Consider the following 18,144-nt stretch of genomic DNA (forward strand, 5'->3'; position numbering starts at 1 on the left):
CCTTCCTTGACTCAGGGCCGGTAGTGCACTCCCTGCCGTGACAGCTCCACATCACCCCAGGGCACCCGGCCCCGTCGCTCCAACTCTTTCCGGAGGCGCTGGGCTATCAACGAGGGAATCCCATCCCGCACCTTCTCCACGTCCTTGTTGTCCTTACGGGTCTCGACGAGGAAGCGCACCGGCTTTCAGCGAATCAACCCCAGAGGCTGCTTGGAGCCAATGTGCCAGCCACCTACCGACTTCTTTCTGCCATGGGTGACCGTCGCGGAGCGCCTTCAACCAGGACAAGACATCGGGATTCTGCTCCCAGCGGGCAGTCCACGCCGAAGGGGGTGGGAAACCAGGCTCGGCAAGCCACTTAGCCACCTTCCAAATGGGGGCACCTTCAGGGATCAGTCCGGCGATAGGCCCTTTCCGTACCGGGTGTCCAGCCACCGTCGAGGCGAGCACCAGCAGTGCTGCCTTCTCGCTGGCGTGTTCCTCTCCAGCAGCTAGCAGTTCACGGCATGCACTCCAAGCTCGGTCACCGATGAACCCCAGCCCGAGCCATGCTGTTGCAGCCATTCCCACGCGCGGATGGCTGGACATGGAAAGGAGCGGCGCCAGCTCTACTTTCCTTCTTGCCTCTGGGTTGTGTACGAGATGTTCCACGAGGCCACGCAAAGCGCGATACCGGAGCTCGAGTGTATTGGGGTCGACTCCCGGAGCTTGGCCTACATAACGCAGGTAGGCTCGGCCTTCTCCTGGGGATTGGGCCAGCTTTCCCAGGAGCTCCGTCAACACGCCTGCGAGCTTGGGGATAGGCATGGGAACCAACAACTGGATGAGGTGCCGGTGAACCCGGAGGTCCACGTTGGCCGTCAACCCCTTGCCCAAGAACTCCAGCAGCGAATCCAGAATCTTGGGGGGCAGTGGCTTGAAGGTCTCCAGGGCCTTGGCAGCGGCAAGGGCTACATGGTGATCAACATTCCTATCCGAATCGCCGTAATGGCGGTTTCGTGAGTCGGAGAGCAGGGTGCAAAGCGCGTCAAGCCCCTCTGTCCACCGGCCTTCGCGGATGGCATCAACGCAAGCCTCACGAACGGGCGCGCTGCCATCTCGAGCCAGTCCAAGAATGGCCTGTCGCTCGGTTTCGTTCGCCCTGGGGGCGAGCCCGCGGATCGCGAGGAGCCGGCACTCGTAGTGCGCGTCTTCGAGTGACTTCCTCAAGTACGCACGTGCATCCGGATCACGGCTCCACCCGAGTGCGCTGATCGCGCTCATCCTGAGCGCCGTGTCCGAAGAGTGGATCGCCACCCGAGCTTGCTCCGTGATGTCCTCGCCCAATGCTGCCAGCACAACGAGCGCCGTGCGCCCGAGCCGTCCATCCAGGTCGCGGGACCATTCTCGCAGGATGTGCCGGTCCTCGACTCCAAGCCTGGCCAGTGCATCGGAGGAGGGTGCACCCTTCTCCTCTACTTGGAGACATGCAGTGAGTGCAGGCCTGTTAGAGCACGACAGCGTCTCGGAGATTGCTTCGTAGACGGCCCATGCCGCTTCGGAGTGGAGCATCCCATCCCACTCCTGCCGTTCAAACAGGAAGAGGATTGCGTCGCGGCGGGTGCTTGAGGCCAGCGGCATGACGGCAGCCAGTTGCTGGCGGAAATTATCTGGCACCGCTTGTTTGCAGAGCGTCTTGAGGCACTTGGCCATGTGTTGCGGCGGACCGGTCACCAGCGCATCAAGCAGATCCGGAACGAGCTTGGTGACATGGGACCGCTCAAGAAGATTCCAAAGAGCCCAGGTGTTGTCGGGCATGCAGCATTGGTAGAAGGCACGGAGTTCCTCTTCTGTTACGAGCTGCACCAGCGCTTGTTCCGTCTGCTCCTGCTCTGCATCTTCTTCCTGGTCCTCATCTGACTCCGAGAAGTGGAGGGGTGGAAGTTGCTCGGCGAGCGCTTGCTCCCAGGCCCACAGCAAATCCTCCCGTCGGGGGTGTTCCAACAACCAGCGGTAGCCCTGCTGCTTCCTGCGCTCCCTCACCGCAGCAGTGAGCGCATCTAGCATGTGGTATGTCTCGCTGCTGATCTCTCTCCAGTGCTCGGCATCCAGCTCGTTCAGCATCTGCTGTTGTGCCTTGTGACGGATAGAGGAGTGAACGGCTTCGTCTTCCTGCTCCACGACATCCCAGACCCGCAGCAGCTCGTCCAACCATTTTTCGTGCGCGGGCTCCCTGGTCATCAAGACGCCATGGATGGCTTCTCCCAACCCTCCATTTCCTCCATGGAACTCAAGCCCGGTCCAGACTGCGAGTTGGAAATCCTCCGTCAGGTCCCAACCGATACTCCAGAGCCACGAGGCCAATTCACCAGCGCACTTGTGGTGCGAGGAGAATGGGAGCAACCATATGATGTACTGCGACGCCACTTTCCGGGCTTCGACGGACGCCTGGACCTGGGCCTTCTGTGTTGGCGTCCAGACAGGTGGAATGAAGCTGCCCATCAGATACGAGCCATTCGCGCGGTCCATGGAACCGGCAATCCCAATCACGAGCAGGGACACTGCATCATCCGCCTCGGCGAGCTGCTGGCGAGCTTCCTCGAACAGGTACTCAAATTGCTCCGGGTTCCCCGTGACTAGTTGGGACAGGAGGCAGCCACGGAGCGCCGCGAGTACCTTGGGCGGAAGCTGAATGACTTCCGTTGGGAGTTGGCGAATCAACCTGAAGGCATCGTCCACGCGGTTCGCGGCGGCGAGGCTCGGCAGCAGCTCTTTCAATATGGCTTCGGCCTGATCGGACTCCGCACGGAGGATGCGCTGAAGCCCTTCCACCGTGGTGGAGTGGACACGGTAGTGACCCGCCTCGCGAATCAGCCATCGGCCTGCAAGCATCCACTCGAGGAGCTTGTTCCAGGGAACCGGGCGGTGCTCGTGCCGCTTCAGGAACTCTTTCCATTCGTTCGCCTCGTCTGTGTGGACGGTCGAACGCTGAGAGAGGGACAGCAGTCCCCACAGCCAGATGGCTGCTGGCACTGCTTTCCACTCCAGACTCAGTACCTCTTCGACGAAACGAGGGGCGAGCTGCCCGACGGAGCACGTTCTCAGCATTTCATCGAGATCGAAAGCCTTGTCCGTTTTGAGCCCCTTCATCCTGTCGGCGAAGTGATCGAGTGAAAGAGGGGCTTGGAGCTCCTTGAGGATCCGCTGCTCGAATGCGGCGACCAGCTCGACCTGCCAGGGGCGTGCCCCCACGAGCTTGTTCTCGAGGATGCGCCGCCGAGCCTCCTCGTCATAGTGCTCGTACGTCAGGGAGACTGCGAACCGTTGGAATGTTCCGGGTGGGTCCTCACCACTCTCGTGGAGGATGGCTTCTCGGGTCGTGACCACGATCTTCTTGTCGTCACTTGCGAGTTTCAAAAGCGAGGGGAGCTCGCTGTACCAGCGGGGTCCTCCTGGCTCCTGCCGGAACTTGCCCCAAGGATCTTCCAGCTCGATGAAGATGCGCCCCGGCTTGTGTACCGCCTCCCGAAGCTCTCTGGGCGTCTGCGGTGCACATACCGCGAACGGATCCTTCAGTATCCGGTACTCGTGCTTCAGCTTCTCCAGGACCTGGGTCTTACCGGCACCGGGTGGGCCCTGCAGAAGCACCGCATGGTCCTTGCCGAGCCGGTTCTGGATGTCCGCATAATTCAGCGGTGGGACGAAGGCCCGGAGTTCGCTGCTTCCCAAGGGGTTCCCACCGAACGATTCGGCGGTCCGGAGAATCTCCGCTCGAGTCCACTCTCGCGGTGCTCGGTTCAGGAGTCTGTCACGCGCGTGCTCCATGAGCTGCTTCACGCAAGCGTCTACTGCCGTGGACGGAACGAAAAGCCTCTGCGAGAGCAGCTTGTGGATCTGCGTGGATACCCACTCGTCCCTTTGTTGATCGAGGATGCCGATCCGTCGGGCAAGGGCAGTTCGGTCCACTCCCTCGGGTAGGTGCACCTTCTTCGAGAGCGAGGGATTTGAAGACTGCTCCATCGGACTTTCGATGCGGAATCCCTGAAGGCTTCGGGGAAGCTGTGCGTTGGTGATCAGGACGTAGTGGTGTTGTGGCTCGTCAATCAGGCGCTGCAGCGCGGATCGTCGGCTTCCCCCCGAGGAGGCGCTTCCTTTCAGCACCCGCTCGAATTCTGACACCGTCCATGGAGTGGAGTGGAGCTTGACCTGGAAGATCAGCCTTCGAGCGACCACGAGCGGCGATGAGGCCTCCTCCGATTTCACGAGGAGATCCGCCTCGATGTCTTCCTGTGAGGCGGGCTCGAGTTCGATGTGATTCGTTCCCTCTTGCTCGAACATGAGCACCAGGGCGACCCAGAGGCTGACGAGGATCTGGTACTCGTAGCCAGCATAGGCCCGTGTCGCTCCGGTTTCAGATGGAGCAGGGCTCTTCGAATCACGTTGTGTGCGTTTCCGTGAGGACGCCATTGTGTCTCCGCATTCTGGCCGTTCCCCCAAGGCGTGTGAACTGCAGGCAGTCAGGCGCAGGCCACATGAAGCTGGGTCTGATGCTTTGCTGCCGGGCGTACAACGCAGCCGCGGCAACGACGCAACCATGCCAGCTTCTACACCCCCGGAACTGTGCTCTGGGCGCGCTCCTGGCGACGACGGCGCACGGCGCGCCAGGTGAGCCACAGCCCGAACAGCAACACCAGCACCGCTGCCACGGTGAACATGATGCCCATGCGGCTGGCGCGCGGCCGATCGTCGTGCCACATGGTGAAGCCCGGCGTCCCGGGCCTCTTGAGGAATTGGTTGATGGAGATGACGGCGCGATTGGCCTCCCGCTCCTCCGCTACCCAGTGGTGCGACAGGGGAAACTCGCCTCGCGTGGTGACGAGCACCGGCCGGTAGATGTTCTGCTGCTCGCCCCGGGGACTGCGGTCCCGCTCGACGCGAGCGCTCTGCATCTCCTCCATCGTGAAGGTGATGGGCTCTTCCCGCGTGAGCAGGCCGATGCGGGTCAGGGAACAGGGCCCTCCCCGCTGGCACTGGAACTCGATGCGGGCCTTCACGTTCATGAACACCAGCCCGAAGATGAAGAAGGGCACGGACAGCGCCAGGACGCTGATGGCTCCGATGAACAGGGAGCGCGAGGGGGTGACGGAGGGCGCGGAATCGCTCACGGCCTCGTCATAGACCCGCTCCCGGGTGGGGAGCACGCGCAAACTCACGCCTGCCTCCGTTGACCGGTGCGCACCCGGCCCTCTCCGAGTGTCCACCACCGGGGCTCCGGGCTCCTCGGCGGGTGCACGCGGGGTGAATCCAGGGCATCGACAGGTCTCACAGGAGGTGGCGCGATGAAGGCGGTGGCGGTGTTCCCCAAGAGCCACGAGGTGAAGGTCATCGACGTGCCCGAGCCAAAGCTGCGCTCGCCCACGCAGGTTCGGGTGCGCACGCTGGAGGTGGGGGTGTGTGGCACCGACAAGGAGGTGGTGGAGGGCAAGCACGGCCAGCCGCCCGAGGGGGAGGACTACCTCATCGTCGGCCACGAGTGTCTGGGTGAGGTGGTGGAGGTGGGTGAGCAGGTAAAGAACCTCGCGCCCGGGGACCTGGTGGTGCCGCGGGTGCGCCGGCCGTGCCCTCGGGCGGAGTGCGCGCCGTGCCGCGCGGGGTACCCGGACTTCTGCGTCACGGGCGAGTACACGGAGCGGGGGATTCAAGCGGCGCACGGCTTCTGCGCGGAGAGCTTCGTGGAGGACGCACAGTACCTGCACAAGGTGCCGCGCGAGCTGCGGGGCGTGGCGGTGCTGACGGAGCCGCTCACCATCGCCGAGAAGTCGCTGCGCGAGGTGGTGCATGTGCAGACGCGCATGCCGTGGGAGCAGAAGGGCGGGGGCCGGGCGGTGGTGCTGGGCGCGGGGCCGGTGGGCCAACTGGGCGCCATGTTGCTGATGCGCGCGGGCTTCCAGACGACGATGTACTCGCGCTCGCCCAAACCCAACCCGAAGGCAGAGGTGTCCGAGTCGCTGGGCGTGCCCTACGTGTCCTCCAAGCAGCACCGGGTGGAGGAGCTGGTGAAGCAGCGGGGGCGGGCGGACGTGGTGTACGAGGCGGCGGGCGTGGCCAGCGCGGCCTTCGAGCTGATGAAGGCGCTGGCTCCCAACGGGGTGTATGTCTTCACCGGAGTGCCCAGCAGCGAGGAGGGGGAGCTGGACGAGGGCGGGCTGATGAAGCAGTGGGTGATGAACAACCAGGTGGTGCTCGGCACGGTGAACGCGGCGCCGGAGGACTTCGAGGCGGCGGTGGCGGACCTCGGGCGCTTCCGCACGAAGTGGCCAGGTGGGCTGGAGCGGCTCATCACCGCGAGGCACCCTCCGGAGGACTACGCCGAGGTGGTGGCGGGCCGGAAGGAGAGCCCCATCAAGGATGTCATCGTCTTTTCCCGAGGGTGAGAAACGGGTGACACTGCGTCTCTCCCCCTGAGAGGGTGACGACGAGTTCGAGCTCGTGTTCGACTCCACCTGAGCGGGCGCCCCGCCTGCCATCCGGGCTTGCTGGCGCAATTTCCCCTCGCCCCTGCGAGAGGGGTAGGGTGAGGGTCTCTCAACCCCAGCGGACACCCGTGTCCCGAAGAGGAGGAAGCACATGGAGGGAGCCTGGCTGGACATCTCGGTGCCATTCGGTGAGGAGCCGTCGGAGGGACAGGACGCGGCACTGAGGGCAGAGCTCCCGGAGAGCTCGGCGCAGCAGGCCGAGTGGCTCAAGCGCGCGGCGTGGATGGGGACGTACGTGACGGCGCCGCCGAGCACGGAGCTGGACCTGGAGGACATGGAGCGACTGCCGCTGAGCGCCACGGTGGGCCGGGCGCGGGTGCTGCACCTGGACGACGTGGACTGCATCCGGGCCGACTCGCTGGCCGATTACGAGCCGAGGCCGGGCGAGCGGTTGCTGCTGCGCACGCGCAACTCGCAGCGCGAGTGGTGGAAGCTGCCTCACGGGGAGGACTTCGTGCGGCTGTCGGAGGCGGCCGCGCGGCTGCTGGTGGAGCGCCAGGTGGCGTGCGTGGGCGTGGACTATGTGTCTCGCTCGGGCTTCCACGCGGACGGCGTGAGCGTGCACCAACTGCTGCGCGAGGCAGGAGTGTGGATCATCGAAGGGCTGGACCTGAGCGACGTGAAGGTGGGGGTGCACGAGCTGGTGTGCCTGCCGCTGAACGTGAAGGCGGAGTGGGGCTCGCCGGCCCGGGCGCTGGTGCGGGCGATGCGTGACCCGGCCGGGGAGTAGCCGGGCGGGCACGAGCTGTTCCCCAGGTCCAATCCGTCTCTCCCGTTCATACATCTCCTGAATGCCACGGGCCGCCACGCCGGGGCCCGTGTGCGCGGGAGGAGCCTGTATGAATGGGCAGAAGACGTCCCGAGCTCCGGCCATCGAGGACCATGGCGTCATCGGGGACCTGCGCACGGTCGCCCTGGTGGCGACGGACGGGACGATGGACTGGCTGTGCTTCCCCTTCTTCGACAGCCCAAGTGTCTTCGCGGCGCTGTTGGACCCGGAGAAGGGCGGGCACTTCAGCATTGCCCCGGAGGTGGACGTGGGGCGGGTGGTGCACAAGCAGTTCTACTGGCCGGACAGCAACGTGCTGGTGACGCGCTTCTACTCCTCGGACGGCGTGGGCGAGCTGGTGGACTTCATGCCAATGACTCGCGCGGGCCACGTGGGCCGGGTGCGCGAGGTGGTGCGGCGCATCCGCGTGGTGCGTGGGGAGATGTCCTTCCTCATGGAGTGCATGCCTGCCTTCAACTTCGGGCGGGACGCGCACCATGTGCGGATGATGCACGGCGGGGCGAGCTTCGTGTCGGAGACGCTGAAGCTGACGCTGGCCACCGCGGTGCCGCTGGAGACGGATGGGCGGCGCGTCAGCGGGCGCTTCACGCTGCGCGAGGGCCAATCGGCGGTGTTTGGCCTGCGCGAGGGCGCGCCGGACTCGTGCCATGACAAGGTGTTGGGGCACGAGGCCTCGGAGGTGTTGTTCCGGGGCACGGTGGACTACTGGCGGCATTGGGTCGCGGGGTGCTCCTACACGGGGCGGTGGCGCGAGGTGGTTCAGCGCTCGGCGCTGGCGCTCAAGCTGATGACGTTCGAGCCCTCGGGGGCCATCGTCGCCTCGCCCACGTGCAGCCTGCCGGAGTCACCAGGAGGCGTGCGCAACTGGGACTACCGCTATGTGTGGATTCGCGATGCGGCCTTCACGGTGTACGCGCTGCTGCGCATTGGCTTCAAGAAGGAGGCGGGTGCATTCATGCGCTGGCTGGAGGCGCGCATCGCGGAGCTGCCGGACGGTGCGCCGCTGCCTCTCATGTACGCGCTCGATGGTGGCGAGGTGCCGAAGGAGGAGGTGCTGCTGCACCTGTCGGGGTACGGGGGCGCGAGGCCCGTGCGTATTGGCAACGGGGCGGCGCACCAGCTCCAGCTGGACATCTATGGCGAGCTGATGGACTCGGTGTACCTGTACAACAAGCACGGAGCGCCCATCTCGTATGACTTCTGGAGGCACCTGCGGCGGCTGGTGGACTGGGTGTGCGACCACTGGCAGGACAAGGACGAGAGCATCTGGGAGGTGAGGGCAGGGTCGCAGAACTTCGTGTACTCGAAGATGATGTGCTGGGTGGCGTTGGACCGGGCCCTCCGGCTGGCGGACAAGCGCAGCTTCCCGGCGGACCGAGCGCGGTGGCTGCGGACGCGCGACGTCATGTTCGAGGAGATCATGCAGAAGGGCTGGAGCGCGAAGCGGGGCGCGTTCATCCAGTCCTATGAGACGAGCTCGCTGGACGCGGCGAACCTGCTGATGCCTCTGGTGTTCTTCCTGTCGCCGGTGGACCCGAGGATGCTGTCGACGCTGGACATGCTCCGCAAGCCGCCGGCGCAGGGAGGGCTGACCTCGGATGGGTTGGTGTTCCGCTACGACGCGGAGGCGACGGAGGACGGGGTGTCGAGGCAGCGAGAGGGCACGTTCAACCTGTGCACCTTCTGGCTGGTGGAGGCGATGACGCGGGCGAGCGTGACGAAGCCGGAGCTGCTGGACGAGGCGCGCCTGACGTTCGAGCGGATGCTGGGCTACGCGAACCACGTGGGGCTGTACGCGGAGCAGACGGGGCCCTCGGGAGAGGCGCTGGGCAACTTCCCGCAGGCGCTCACACACCTGTCGCTCATCAGCGCGGCGTACAACCTGGACAAGGCATTGGGCCACCGCGACTGAGACACATCCCCTCTCCCCTCGGGAGAGGGACGGGGTGAGGGTATCCGAGCCCCAGGTTGGCTCCCTGCGCAGGTCCTCGGATACCGTGCGGTTCTGAGAGCCACGAGTCACCGGTCCGCCCCACTCCGGTCACAGAGATGTCACAGGGGGAGCTGTTACCTCTGGCTGTCATTGCTTCAGAGGAAAGCGAAACCCAAGAAGGGCGAAGGCCCGGAGGAGGGAAGTCGTGAATCCCTTGGACTGGAGTGGTGGGGAGTTCCTGGCAGCTTACATTCCCTACGTGGTGGTGCTGCTGATCGCCGCGAAGGTGTGGCAGTCCACGTTGAACCAGCCCTCGGAGGAGCCGCAGAGCGCCGAGCTGAAGCTGGACCCCTACCAGGTGGCGGCGCTGCAGCACCGGGAGAGCGCGGTGACGACGGCGGTGGCGTCGCTGGTGCATGACGGGGTGCTGCGCTGGGAGGACGGAGGCGTGCTGAGGGCGGTAGGCCAGCCGCCCGCGAGCGCGGGGCCCTTCGAGCGCGCCGTGCACGCGGCGCTCTCCTCGCCGGTGGGAGAGGTCGCGACGCTGCACGAGAAGGTGGACAGGGAGCTGGACGGACTGGAGGAGGGGCTGCGCCGCCGAGGTTTCCTGATGAACCCCGAGGTGGCGGCCCGGTGCAGGCAGTACCCGATGGCGCTCTACTTCGGAGCGGGGCTGGGCCTGGGTCTGATGAAGCTGATGGTGGGCATCTCACGAGACAGGCCGGTGGGGTTCCTGCTGATGCTGCTCGTCCTCGGCGCGGTGCTCGGCTTCTGGGTGCTGGGGCGCAAGCCCCGGCGCTCGAGGAGGGGTGACAAGGCGCTGGCGAAGCTCCGGCAGGACAACGAGCCGCTGCGCACGACGGCGAAGGCCGATGGCGCGTGGGGGACGATGAACAGCGCGAGCGTGGCGATGTCGGTGGCGCTCTTCGGCACGGGACTGCTGGCGGCCGCGGGGATGGCGGACCTGCGGGCCTACCTGGTGCCACCGGGCAGCGGGGGCGGGAGCGTGGACGGGGGCGGGGGCGGGGGTGACAGCGGAGGAGGCGACGGGGGTGGTGGCTGCGGCGGAGGCTGCGGCGGTTGTGGCGGGGGCGGCGATTGAAGCTGCCAGCGGGGGTGGGGCTGGGGTGGAGGCGGCAACTGGCGCACTACCTCGACGAGGCGCAGGGCGTGGGTTTCGTGGAGGTGTTGGCCGAGCACCTGGACCCCAAGGGCACGCTGCCGGAGCCCCTGAAGCGGTTGAAGGAGCGGGGAGTTCCGGTGGTGTTGCACGGGGTGTCACTGGGGTTGGGGAGCGCGGAGCCGCCGGAGCGGAAGCGGCTGGACACCCTGGCGCGGCTGGCCGAGCGGCTGGGCGCGGTCTGTGTGAGCGAGCACCTGGCATTCGTGCGAGCGGGAGGCGTGGAGAGCGGACACCTGCTGCCGCTGCCGCGCACGGAGGAGATGCTGGAGGTGCTGGCGGAGAACGTGCGGTTGGCGGAGGCGGCGCTGCCGGTGCCGCTGGCACTGGAGAACGTGGCGAGCCTCTTCGAGTGGCCCGGCGCGGCCCTCTCCGAGGCACAGTGGTTGACGGGCGTACTGGAGCGCACGGGAGTGGGAGTACTGCTGGACGTGGCCAACCTGTATGCGAACGCGCTCAACCACGGGACGGACGCGGAGGCGGTGCTGGCGGCAGTGCCTCGCGAGCGGCTGGCGTACGTGCACGTGGCGGGAGGGGTGAAGCGAGGGGGCCTGTACCACGACACGCACGCGCACGCGGTGCCCGAGGGTCCGCTAGCGCTGCTGGAGACACTCGCGGCGAGGGTGGGGCCGGTGCCAGCGCTGCTCGAGTGGGATGACCACTTCCCACCGTCGGAGGTGTTGGGCGCGGAGCTGGAGGCGATGAGGGCGGCGTTGGCGCGAGGCGTGGCGCGCTGGGAGGGCGGGGCGCCATGAGCGCGCGAGAGAGATTGGCGAAGGCTCAGGCGGAATTGGCCCGTGCGCTGGGAATGGGAGAGCCGGTGCCAGCGGGCTTCGATGCGGAGCGGGTGGGGGCGGCGGCCGAGGCGCTGGGGATGAAGCGCCGGAGGCTGGTGCAGCGGACGTGGCCGGTGTTGGCGGCGGCGTTGGGTGAGGGCTTCGCGGCGCGCTTCGAGCGCTGGGCGCGGGAGAACCCGCTGTTGGGAGTGGAGCCGAATCCGCTGGCGGATGGACGGCGCTTCGCCGGGAGCCTGCGTGCCTCGGGCGCCTTCCCGGCGGAAGCAGAGGAGGAGTGGCTCGCCTTCGAGCTGCGCTGGAGGCTGACGGACGAGGGAGGAGTGTCGGCGCGGTGGGGCGTGGTGCTGAAGACAGCTCGGGTGGGCAGGGCGAGGCGGAGGGTGCTGGCAGTGCGCCTGCCCGGGGGCCGGGTCTTCCGGTGGCGTCTACCGGGCAGGGAGCGCTGAGGCCGCCTCAGCGAGCACGGACAGCGTAGAGGAAGCGTGCGTAGCCGAGCTCGGCGGCGTTCTTCGTGAGCTCGACATTGGCCCAGGCGACGACGTCGCCGAACGGACGATCCTGGAAGGGCCATCGTGTGCGCTGGGTCGAGCGCAGGTCTTCATCCGTGAGCTGCTCGAGCTTCGCTCGCCACTGTCCCTGAAGCCGGCCGAGCCACTCGCGGACGCCGTCGGCAGTGCCGGGCCACACCACGTTCTCGCGGGACAGCGTCGCGTCACCGAAGGAGTGGTCGAGCACCATGGACCACCAGAAGCCGAAGTGCCATGACAGCCACGCGATGCTCGACGGGCCGATGTCATAGCCCTCGCTCTCGGGCCAATCGGCGCGCCACCGACCCTCAGGCTCTTTGTGCACGTGCAATCCCTTATGCGCAGGGCGCCACAAGCACTCCTCGGTGGTGAGTCCTTCGAGGTGGTACTGGGTGAGCGCCCACGCTGTTTCGAACTGCCGGAGCAAGTAGTCACGAGCATCGTTGGCCATGCGCGGAGTGTACCTGCGCATCACCGCGCCTGCCCGCCCGCCACCCGGACAGCCAGAGGTCCCCTGCCAGGGGCCTGCGGCTGCTAGACTGCGGCCGTGCGGAACGAGCCCCTCGCGGCCAACCCAACCCCCCTCGACGCCCGGCCCTACCGGGGCCTGCTCGCCTTCGAGCCGGAGCACCGCCGCTTCTTCTTCGGGCGCGGTGAGCTGGAGCGCGAGCTGGTGCTGCGCGTGCGCGCGGCGATGGGGGGCTGGGGCTCGCGCTTCCAGGTGGTGGTGGGCGCCTCGGGCAGCGGTAAGTCCTCGCTGGTGCTGGCCGGGCTGGTGCCTCGGCTGCACGAGGACGCGCGTGAGCCCTGGGACGTCGTCGTGCTGCGCCCCGGCGAGGCTGGCGCACCCCGGATGCTCGAGGTGGAGGAGGGACCGGGCCGGTTCAGCTCGCTCGGCAGGCTGCGCGCGCTGCTGTCGGGGCTGCATCGCCAGAGCGGGGCACTCACGGCCCAGGGGGCCACGGTCGCCGAGGTCCTCTGGGAGGCGCGGCTGCTGCGCGAGGCCCGGCCGGACCGGTGGCTGCTGGTGGTGGTGGATCAGCTCGAGGAGCTCTTCACCCAGGTGCCCACCGTGGAGGAGCGCGAGGCCCTCATGCGGGCGCTGTGGAGGCTGACGCGGACCGAAGCGCTCCGGGTGCTCGTGGTGGCCACGCTGCGAGTGGATGCGCTCGGGCGCTGCGAGCACGTGCGGGTGGACCACCCGGGCCCGCAGCTGGAGTCGGTGGTGTACTCGGCGGCGCACCGGCTCTTCGTGGGCCCGCTGCGGGCCGAGCAGCTCGCGGACGTCATCGAGGGGCCCGCGCGTGTGGTGGGGCTGGAGCTGGAGCCGGGCCTGGTGGAGGCGCTGCGGCGGGACGTGGAGCAGGAGCCGGGGGCACTCCCGCTCTTGCAGCATGCGTTGGACCAGTTGTGGGAGCGGCGAGCGGGGAGCCGGCTGACGCGGGAAGCATACGAGGAGCTCGGTGGCGTGGTGGGGGCGATGGCGCGCACGGGGGACCGGCTCTACGAGTCGTTGTCCGAGGCCGAGCGGCACCAGGCTCGCCGGCTGCTGGTGCGGCTGGTGGACTTGCGCGAGGAGATGAGCCCGCACGCGCGGCGCGAGGGATTGAAGCTGCTGCGCCCAGAGCGGGAGGAGGACGCCGCGGCGTTCGACGCGGTGGTGGAGAAACTGGTGCGGCACCGGCTGGTGGTGCGGGGCGAGGAGGGGGGACAGCCGCCGGAGCCGTGGCTGCGGCTGGCGCACGAGACGTTGATCCGCCGGTGGGGCCGGTTGGTGGAGTGGGTGCGGGAGGATCGGAAGCGAGAGCCGCGAGCCAACGAGGGCGAGTCGCGGGAGCGCGAGCGGGCGCGGTATGCGCGGGACGTGGCGCGGGTGCTCCAGGCACGGCGGCTGATGGAGTGGGACCTGGCGCTGGCGGTGCTGGTGCTGCGCGAGGTGGCGGAGCCGGAGACGGCGCCGGAGTGGCACCAGAGCGCCCTCGAGGCGCTGCACCGGGGGGCGATGCAGCCGCTGGTGCTCGCGGGGCACGAGGGACGGGTAGAGCTCGCGGTGTTCAGCGCGGACGGCGAGCGGGTGCTCACCGGTGCGGAGGATGGGACGGCGCGGGTGTGGAGGGCGGACGGCACGGGAGAGCCGGTGGTGCTCGCGGGCCATGAAGGAGGCGTGTGGTCCGCGGAGCTGAGCGCGGACGGGCAGCGGGTGCTCACCACGTCGCAGGAGGGGCGGGTGCGGGTGTGGAGGGCGGACGGGAGCGGAGAGCCGGTGGTGCTCGCGGCGCACGAGGATCGGCTGTGGCCGACGGAGTTCAGCCCGGACGGGCAGCGGGTGCTCATCGTGTCCGAGGACGGCACGGTGCGGGTGGCCATGGCGGATGGCTCGGGCGAGCCCGTCATGCTCCGGGGCCATGGGAAACGGGTGACGAGCGCGGAGTTCAGCGCGGACGGGCAGTGGGTGCTGACGGCGTCGGAGGACGGGACGGCGCGGGTGTGGAGGGCAGACGGCGCGGGGAGGCCCGTGGTGCTGCGGGGCCACGGGGACGGGGTGCGGTCGGCGGCCTTCAGCGCGGATGGGCAGAAGGTGGTGACGGCGTCGGAGGACGGGACGGCGCGAGTGTGGCGAGCGGACGGCACGGGAGCGCCGGTGGTGCTCGCAGGGCACGTGGGAGCGGTGGCGAGCGCGGAGTTCAACGCGGACGGCGAGTGGGTGCTCACGGCATCAGAGGACTGGACGGCGCGAGTGTGGAGGGCGGACGGCACAGGAGAGCCCGTGGTGCTCGAGGGCCATGCGGGAGCGGTGGCGAGCGCGGTGTTCAGCTCGGACGGGCAGAGGGTTCTGACGGCGTCGGAGAATGGGACGGCGCGCGTGTGGCAGGCGGATGGCACGGGAGCGCCCGTGGTGCTGCGAGGCCACGCGGCGGGGGTGCGCTCGGCGGAGTTCAGTCCAGACGGGCAGCGGGTACTCACGGCGTCGGAGGACGGGACGGCGCGGGTGTGGAATGGCTTTGGAGAGCCCGTGGTGCTCGCGGGCCACGTAGGAAGGGTGACGCGCGCGGAGTTCAGCGCAGACGGGCAGCGGGTGCTGACGGCGTCGGAGGACGGGGCGGTACGGGTGTGGAGGGCGGATGGGGCGGGAGAGCCCGTGGTGCTCGCGGGCCCCGAGGGCGAGGTGGATGCTGGGGCCTTCAGTCCGGACGGCGAGCGGGTGGTCACCGCCTCACGGGCAGGGACGGTGCGGGTGTGGAGGGCGGATGGGATCGGAGAGCCCGTGGTGCTCCAGGGCTACCTGGCGGTGCTGTGGCCCGCGAAGCTCAGCGCGGACGGGCAGCGGGTGCTCACCCGGTCGCAGGAAGGGGCGGTGCGGGTGTGGCGAGTGGACGGCACCGGCGAGCCCGTGGTGCTGCGAGGCCATGAAGAAGAGGTGTGGTCCGCGGACTTCAGCGCGGACGGACAGTGGGTGCTCACCCGGTCGCAGGATGGGACGGCGCGGGTGTGGAGGGTGGAGGGAGCGGAGGCGCCCGTGGTGCTCGCGGGCCATTCGGGCGGGGTGAGGTCCGCGGAACTTGGCACGGACGGACAGCGGGTGGTCACCGTGGCGGAGGACGGGACGGTGCGGGTGTGGAGGACGGATGGCACCGGAGAGCCGCTGGTGCTCGCGGGCCCGGAGGCGGAGGTGGAGCTCGCGGCGTTCAGCGCAGACGGGCAGCGGGTGCTCACGGCGTCGCGGGATGGGACGGTGCGGGTGTGGCGGGCGGATGGCACTGGAGAGCCGCTCGCGCTCCGAGGCCATGCAGGACGGGTGGAGCGCGCGGTGTTCAGCGCGGACGGGCAGCGAGTGCTCACGGCCTCGGAGGATGGGACGGCCCGCGTGTGGCGGGCGGATGGCACCGGGGAGCCCGTGGTGCTCGGTGGTGGGCAGGAAGGAAAGGTTCGGTACTCATTCAGCGCGGACGGCGAGCGGGTGCTCTGCGTGTCGGAGGACGGGACGCTCCGCCTCTGGACGGTGGGAACCGCCCGGCTGCAGGCCCTGCTGCGCGAGGCGGTCACGGGCTGTCTGACGCCGGAGCAGCGCCAGCGCTACCTGCTCGAGACTCCCGAGGAGGCCCGGGCGGGTTACGAGCAGGACGAACGGGCGCATCGGGGCTAATCCCTTTCAGGTAGGTTCGCGAGAGTGCCCCTGGGGACACTGACACCTTTCCCGCGCCCATTTCCCCTCTCCCCTCGGGAGAGGGACGGGGTGAGGGTATCGGGTGAAACCGGGTTGAACCCCGTGCACACACTGAGTGCCACGGGTTGAAGAACGGGTTCGGACACCCTCACCCTTCCCCTCTCCCGAAGGGAGAGGGAGCATTCGGTCACTTCGCTGAAGGGGATTAGCATCCGGCACGAGATGACCGCACAGCCCGAGGCGCCCGGAACAGACATACCCACGCCGTCTCCCTTCGTGCCGCGCCCCGCGAGCGGCCCGTGGGACGTGACGACGCTCCTGCTCGACTTCGCCATCATCACGTACGCGGTGCCGCCCGAGGCGCTCGCGCGTCACCTGCCGCCGGACTTCGAGCCCGACACGTTCGTGTTGAAGGACGGCCGCCGGGTGGCCTTCGTCTCGGCCGTGCCCTTCCGGGACGAGGAGTTCCGTTTCGGCTTCGCTCCCTTCTTCCGGGCGCGAATGGGGCAGACCAACTACCGGGCCTATGTGCGCTACCGGGGCGAGCGCGCGGTGTGGTTCTTCGGGACATCGCTCGACTCGTTCTGGGTGGGAGTGCCGCGCTCCCTCTGGAAGCTCCCGTGGCACCCGGCGCGCATGCGCTTCCAGACGCGCTGGTCCGGCGAGGGCGGGCCCTGCGAGCACTACCGTCTGGACACCCAGGGCACGTGGGGCCGGGCGGAGCTGGAGCTCGTAGGAACCGAGACACCCATGGGGTGCCTGGATGGCTTCCGCGACGAGGAGGAGACCGCGGTGGTCCTCACCCACCCCTTGCGAGGCTTCTACACGCGGAGGGACGGCAGGCCCGGCACGTACTCCGTGTGGCACGAGCGCCTGCGGCTCCACCGTGCCCATGTCCACGTGGCCCGGTTCCAGGTGTTCGAGGAACTGGGGCTGACGACGCCAGAGAGTGTGCCGCACTCGGCGCTCGTTCAGCGCAGCACCGAGTTCATCATCTTCCTGCCGCCGCGGCCGCTGTGAGGCGCGCCCGCGTCACATCTGGAATAGCTGCGACCTACTCGTCTCGCAGGGCCGCTGCGAGGTCTTCCCAGAGCTCTTCGACATTCTCGATTCCGACGCTCAACCTGAGGAGCGATGGGGGCAGATGCTCCTGGCCGGGGATGCCTGCACGGCGTTCAATCGTCGACTCCACAGCCCCCAAGCTCGTGGCGTGATGAATGAGACTGACCCGCGAACACACCTTGTCGGCCGCCGCGGCCTCGCCACGAACATCGAACGAGATGATGGTGCCGAAACCTTTCAACTGGTCGCGCGCAACCGAGTGCGTCGGGTGGCTGCTCAGTCCCGGGTACCGGACAAGCGCGACACGAGGGTGCGCATGCAGGCGCTCAGCGAGGATCATCGCGTTGGCCTGGGCGCGTTCGAGCCTGAGCGCCATCGTGCGCGCACCACGCACCGCGAGGAATGACTCGAGTGCGCCGGGCGTGGCTCCGTTCAGCTCACGTGAGCGCCGCAAGGCCGCGCGGAGATCGTCACGTCTCACGGTGACCACCCCAGCGAGCAGGTCCGAGTGCCCACCGATGAACTTGGTTGCCGACTGGAAGGAGACGTCAGCGCCCAGGTCGAGCGGTCGCTGATTCAGGGAGGTCGCGAACGTATTGTCGATCGCCAAGAGGGCAGATGGCTTTCGGGTGGCCGAACAGATGGTGCGCACGTCGGCCACCGTCAGCAATGGGTTCGACGGAGATTCCAGCCAGATGAGATCTGCGTCCGTGCAAGCCCGCACCCACCCGGCTGTATCGTCAACGGCCAACCTGCGGAGACTCCAGAGGCCCTTCTGGTTCCCAAGTTCGGCGAGCCCGACCACGCCCTGGTAACAATCGTCTGGGAGCACGACCTGCGCCCCGACGCGCAGTTGATCGAAGACCGCGGCGACACCGGCCATGCCTGAGGAGAATGCGACGGTGTGGCCTCCCTCCAGGAGTCCGACGATCTCCTCCAGCGCTTCCCACGTTGGCGTGCCGTCGTCTCGCGAGTAGGCGCGCTCGGTGCCGAGGATGAAGTTCGAGGCGGGAACGGGCGGCCGGTTCAGCGGCGCCCCCGGGCGTCGGTCGCGTCCTGCCGCGACGAGCAATGACTCGGCGGACGAGATCTTCGCGAGAGGTAGGTCCGTGCTTGTGCTCGCATCTTTGTTCTTCATGCTGCCTTCTTTCCTTAGGGCCCGTGCCAGTCACCAG

At 68.0% G+C, this 18,144-nt stretch carries 13 protein-coding genes; 8 read left to right on the plus strand and 5 right to left on the minus strand.

Features of this window, described 5'->3' with window-relative positions; all coding sequences use genetic code 11:
• Nucleotides 1-11 precede the first annotated feature (11 nt).
• The 3 genes from OV287_RS55395 to OV287_RS55405 all read right to left on the minus strand — a co-directional run bounded on the left by OV287_RS55395 (nucleotide 12) and on the right by OV287_RS55405 (nucleotide 5,192).
• On the minus strand, nucleotides 12-179 hold the full coding sequence (locus OV287_RS55395; protein ID WP_267542183.1) for a hypothetical protein: 168 nt from the start codon (nucleotides 177-179) through the stop codon (nucleotides 12-14).
• Nucleotides 154-4,446 (minus strand): HEAT repeat domain-containing protein, encoded by a 4,293-nt coding sequence (locus OV287_RS55400; RefSeq protein WP_267542184.1) that lies wholly within the window; start codon nucleotides 4,444-4,446, stop codon nucleotides 154-156. Before OV287_RS55400 ends, OV287_RS55395 begins: the two co-directional genes overlap by 26 nt.
• 137 nt (nucleotides 4,447-4,583) lie before the next feature.
• Complete coding sequence (locus OV287_RS55405; protein ID WP_267542185.1) at nucleotides 4,584-5,192, minus strand: hypothetical protein; 609 nt, start codon at nucleotides 5,190-5,192, stop codon at nucleotides 4,584-4,586.
• A gap of 126 nt (nucleotides 5,193-5,318) precedes the next feature.
• Here OV287_RS55405 and OV287_RS55410 point away from each other — a divergent pair, with 126 nt between their 5' ends.
• The 6 genes from OV287_RS55410 to OV287_RS55435 all read left to right on the plus strand — a co-directional run bounded on the left by OV287_RS55410 (nucleotide 5,319) and on the right by OV287_RS55435 (nucleotide 11,661).
• Nucleotides 5,319-6,413 carry a glucose 1-dehydrogenase gene (locus OV287_RS55410; RefSeq protein ID WP_267542186.1) on the plus strand — a complete coding sequence of 365 codons (1,095 nt, stop codon included), beginning with the start codon at nucleotides 5,319-5,321 and terminating at the stop codon, nucleotides 6,411-6,413.
• 193 nt (nucleotides 6,414-6,606) lie between these two features.
• Complete coding sequence (locus OV287_RS55415; RefSeq protein ID WP_267542187.1) at nucleotides 6,607-7,245, plus strand: cyclase family protein; 639 nt, start codon at nucleotides 6,607-6,609, stop codon at nucleotides 7,243-7,245.
• A 109-nt stretch (nucleotides 7,246-7,354) separates the two neighbouring features.
• Nucleotides 7,355-9,217, plus strand: a complete 1,863-nt coding sequence (locus OV287_RS55420) for a glycoside hydrolase family 15 protein (RefSeq protein ID WP_267542188.1) — start codon at nucleotides 7,355-7,357, stop codon at nucleotides 9,215-9,217.
• A 226-nt stretch (nucleotides 9,218-9,443) separates the two neighbouring features.
• Complete coding sequence (locus tag OV287_RS55425; RefSeq protein ID WP_267542189.1) at nucleotides 9,444-10,340, plus strand: TIGR04222 domain-containing membrane protein; 897 nt, start codon at nucleotides 9,444-9,446, stop codon at nucleotides 10,338-10,340.
• Nucleotides 10,337-11,173 carry an MbnB/TglH/ChrH family RiPP precursor modification enzyme gene (locus tag OV287_RS55430; protein WP_267542190.1) on the plus strand — a complete coding sequence of 279 codons (837 nt, stop codon included), beginning with the start codon at nucleotides 10,337-10,339 and terminating at the stop codon, nucleotides 11,171-11,173. The genes OV287_RS55425 and OV287_RS55430 overlap by 4 nt, the downstream gene beginning before the upstream one ends.
• Complete coding sequence (locus OV287_RS55435; RefSeq protein WP_267542191.1) at nucleotides 11,170-11,661, plus strand: SCO6045 C-terminal-like domain-containing protein; 492 nt, start codon at nucleotides 11,170-11,172, stop codon at nucleotides 11,659-11,661. Before OV287_RS55430 ends, OV287_RS55435 begins: the two co-directional genes overlap by 4 nt.
• 7 nt (nucleotides 11,662-11,668) lie before the next feature.
• Here OV287_RS55435 and OV287_RS55440 read toward each other — a convergent pair whose 3' ends face one another.
• Nucleotides 11,669-12,214 (minus strand): DinB family protein, encoded by a 546-nt coding sequence (locus OV287_RS55440; RefSeq protein ID WP_308809821.1) that lies wholly within the window; start codon nucleotides 12,212-12,214, stop codon nucleotides 11,669-11,671.
• Between the two features lie 75 nt (nucleotides 12,215-12,289).
• Between OV287_RS55440 and OV287_RS55445 the strand changes: the two genes are divergently transcribed.
• Nucleotides 12,290-15,886 (plus strand): nSTAND1 domain-containing NTPase, encoded by a 3,597-nt coding sequence (locus OV287_RS55445; protein ID WP_267542192.1) that lies wholly within the window; start codon nucleotides 12,290-12,292, stop codon nucleotides 15,884-15,886.
• A gap of 243 nt (nucleotides 15,887-16,129) precedes the next feature.
• Nucleotides 16,130-16,927 (plus strand): YqjF family protein, encoded by a 798-nt coding sequence (locus OV287_RS55450; protein WP_267542193.1) that lies wholly within the window; start codon nucleotides 16,130-16,132, stop codon nucleotides 16,925-16,927.
• A gap of 34 nt (nucleotides 16,928-16,961) precedes the next feature.
• On the opposite strand, the gene OV287_RS55455 is transcribed toward OV287_RS55450, so the two are convergent.
• A complete protein-coding gene (locus OV287_RS55455) occupies nucleotides 16,962-18,107 on the minus strand; it encodes a trans-sulfuration enzyme family protein (protein WP_267542194.1) in 1,146 nt (381 codons plus the stop codon).
• Nucleotides 18,108-18,144 lie beyond the last annotated feature (37 nt).

The sequence above is a fragment of the Archangium lansingense genome (genome assembly GCF_026626635.1).
Lineage (GTDB): Bacteria > Myxococcota > Myxococcia > Myxococcales > Myxococcaceae > Archangium > Archangium lansingense.

What these genes read in the sequence shown, in the direction of transcription:
- OV287_RS55450 (WP_267542193.1), top strand. Translation starts at nt 16,130, where the DNA reads ATGACCGCACAGCCCGAGGCGCCCGGAACAGACATACCCACGCCGTCT.
- OV287_RS55410 (WP_267542186.1), top strand. Translation starts at nt 5,319, where the DNA reads ATGAAGGCGGTGGCGGTGTTCCCCAAGAGCCACGAGGTGAAGGTCATC.
- OV287_RS55435 (WP_267542191.1), top strand. Translation starts at nt 11,170, where the DNA reads ATGAGCGCGCGAGAGAGATTGGCGAAGGCTCAGGCGGAATTGGCCCGT.
- OV287_RS55420 (WP_267542188.1), top strand. Translation starts at nt 7,355, where the DNA reads ATGAATGGGCAGAAGACGTCCCGAGCTCCGGCCATCGAGGACCATGGC.
- OV287_RS55415 (WP_267542187.1), top strand. Translation starts at nt 6,607, where the DNA reads ATGGAGGGAGCCTGGCTGGACATCTCGGTGCCATTCGGTGAGGAGCCG.
- OV287_RS55455 (WP_267542194.1), bottom strand. Translation starts at nt 18,107, where the DNA reads ATGAAGAACAAAGATGCGAGCACAAGCACGGACCTACCTCTCGCGAAG.
- OV287_RS55400 (WP_267542184.1), bottom strand. Translation starts at nt 4,446, where the DNA reads ATGGCGTCCTCACGGAAACGCACACAACGTGATTCGAAGAGCCCTGCT.
- OV287_RS55440 (WP_308809821.1), bottom strand. Translation starts at nt 12,214, where the DNA reads ATGCGCAGGTACACTCCGCGCATGGCCAACGATGCTCGTGACTACTTG.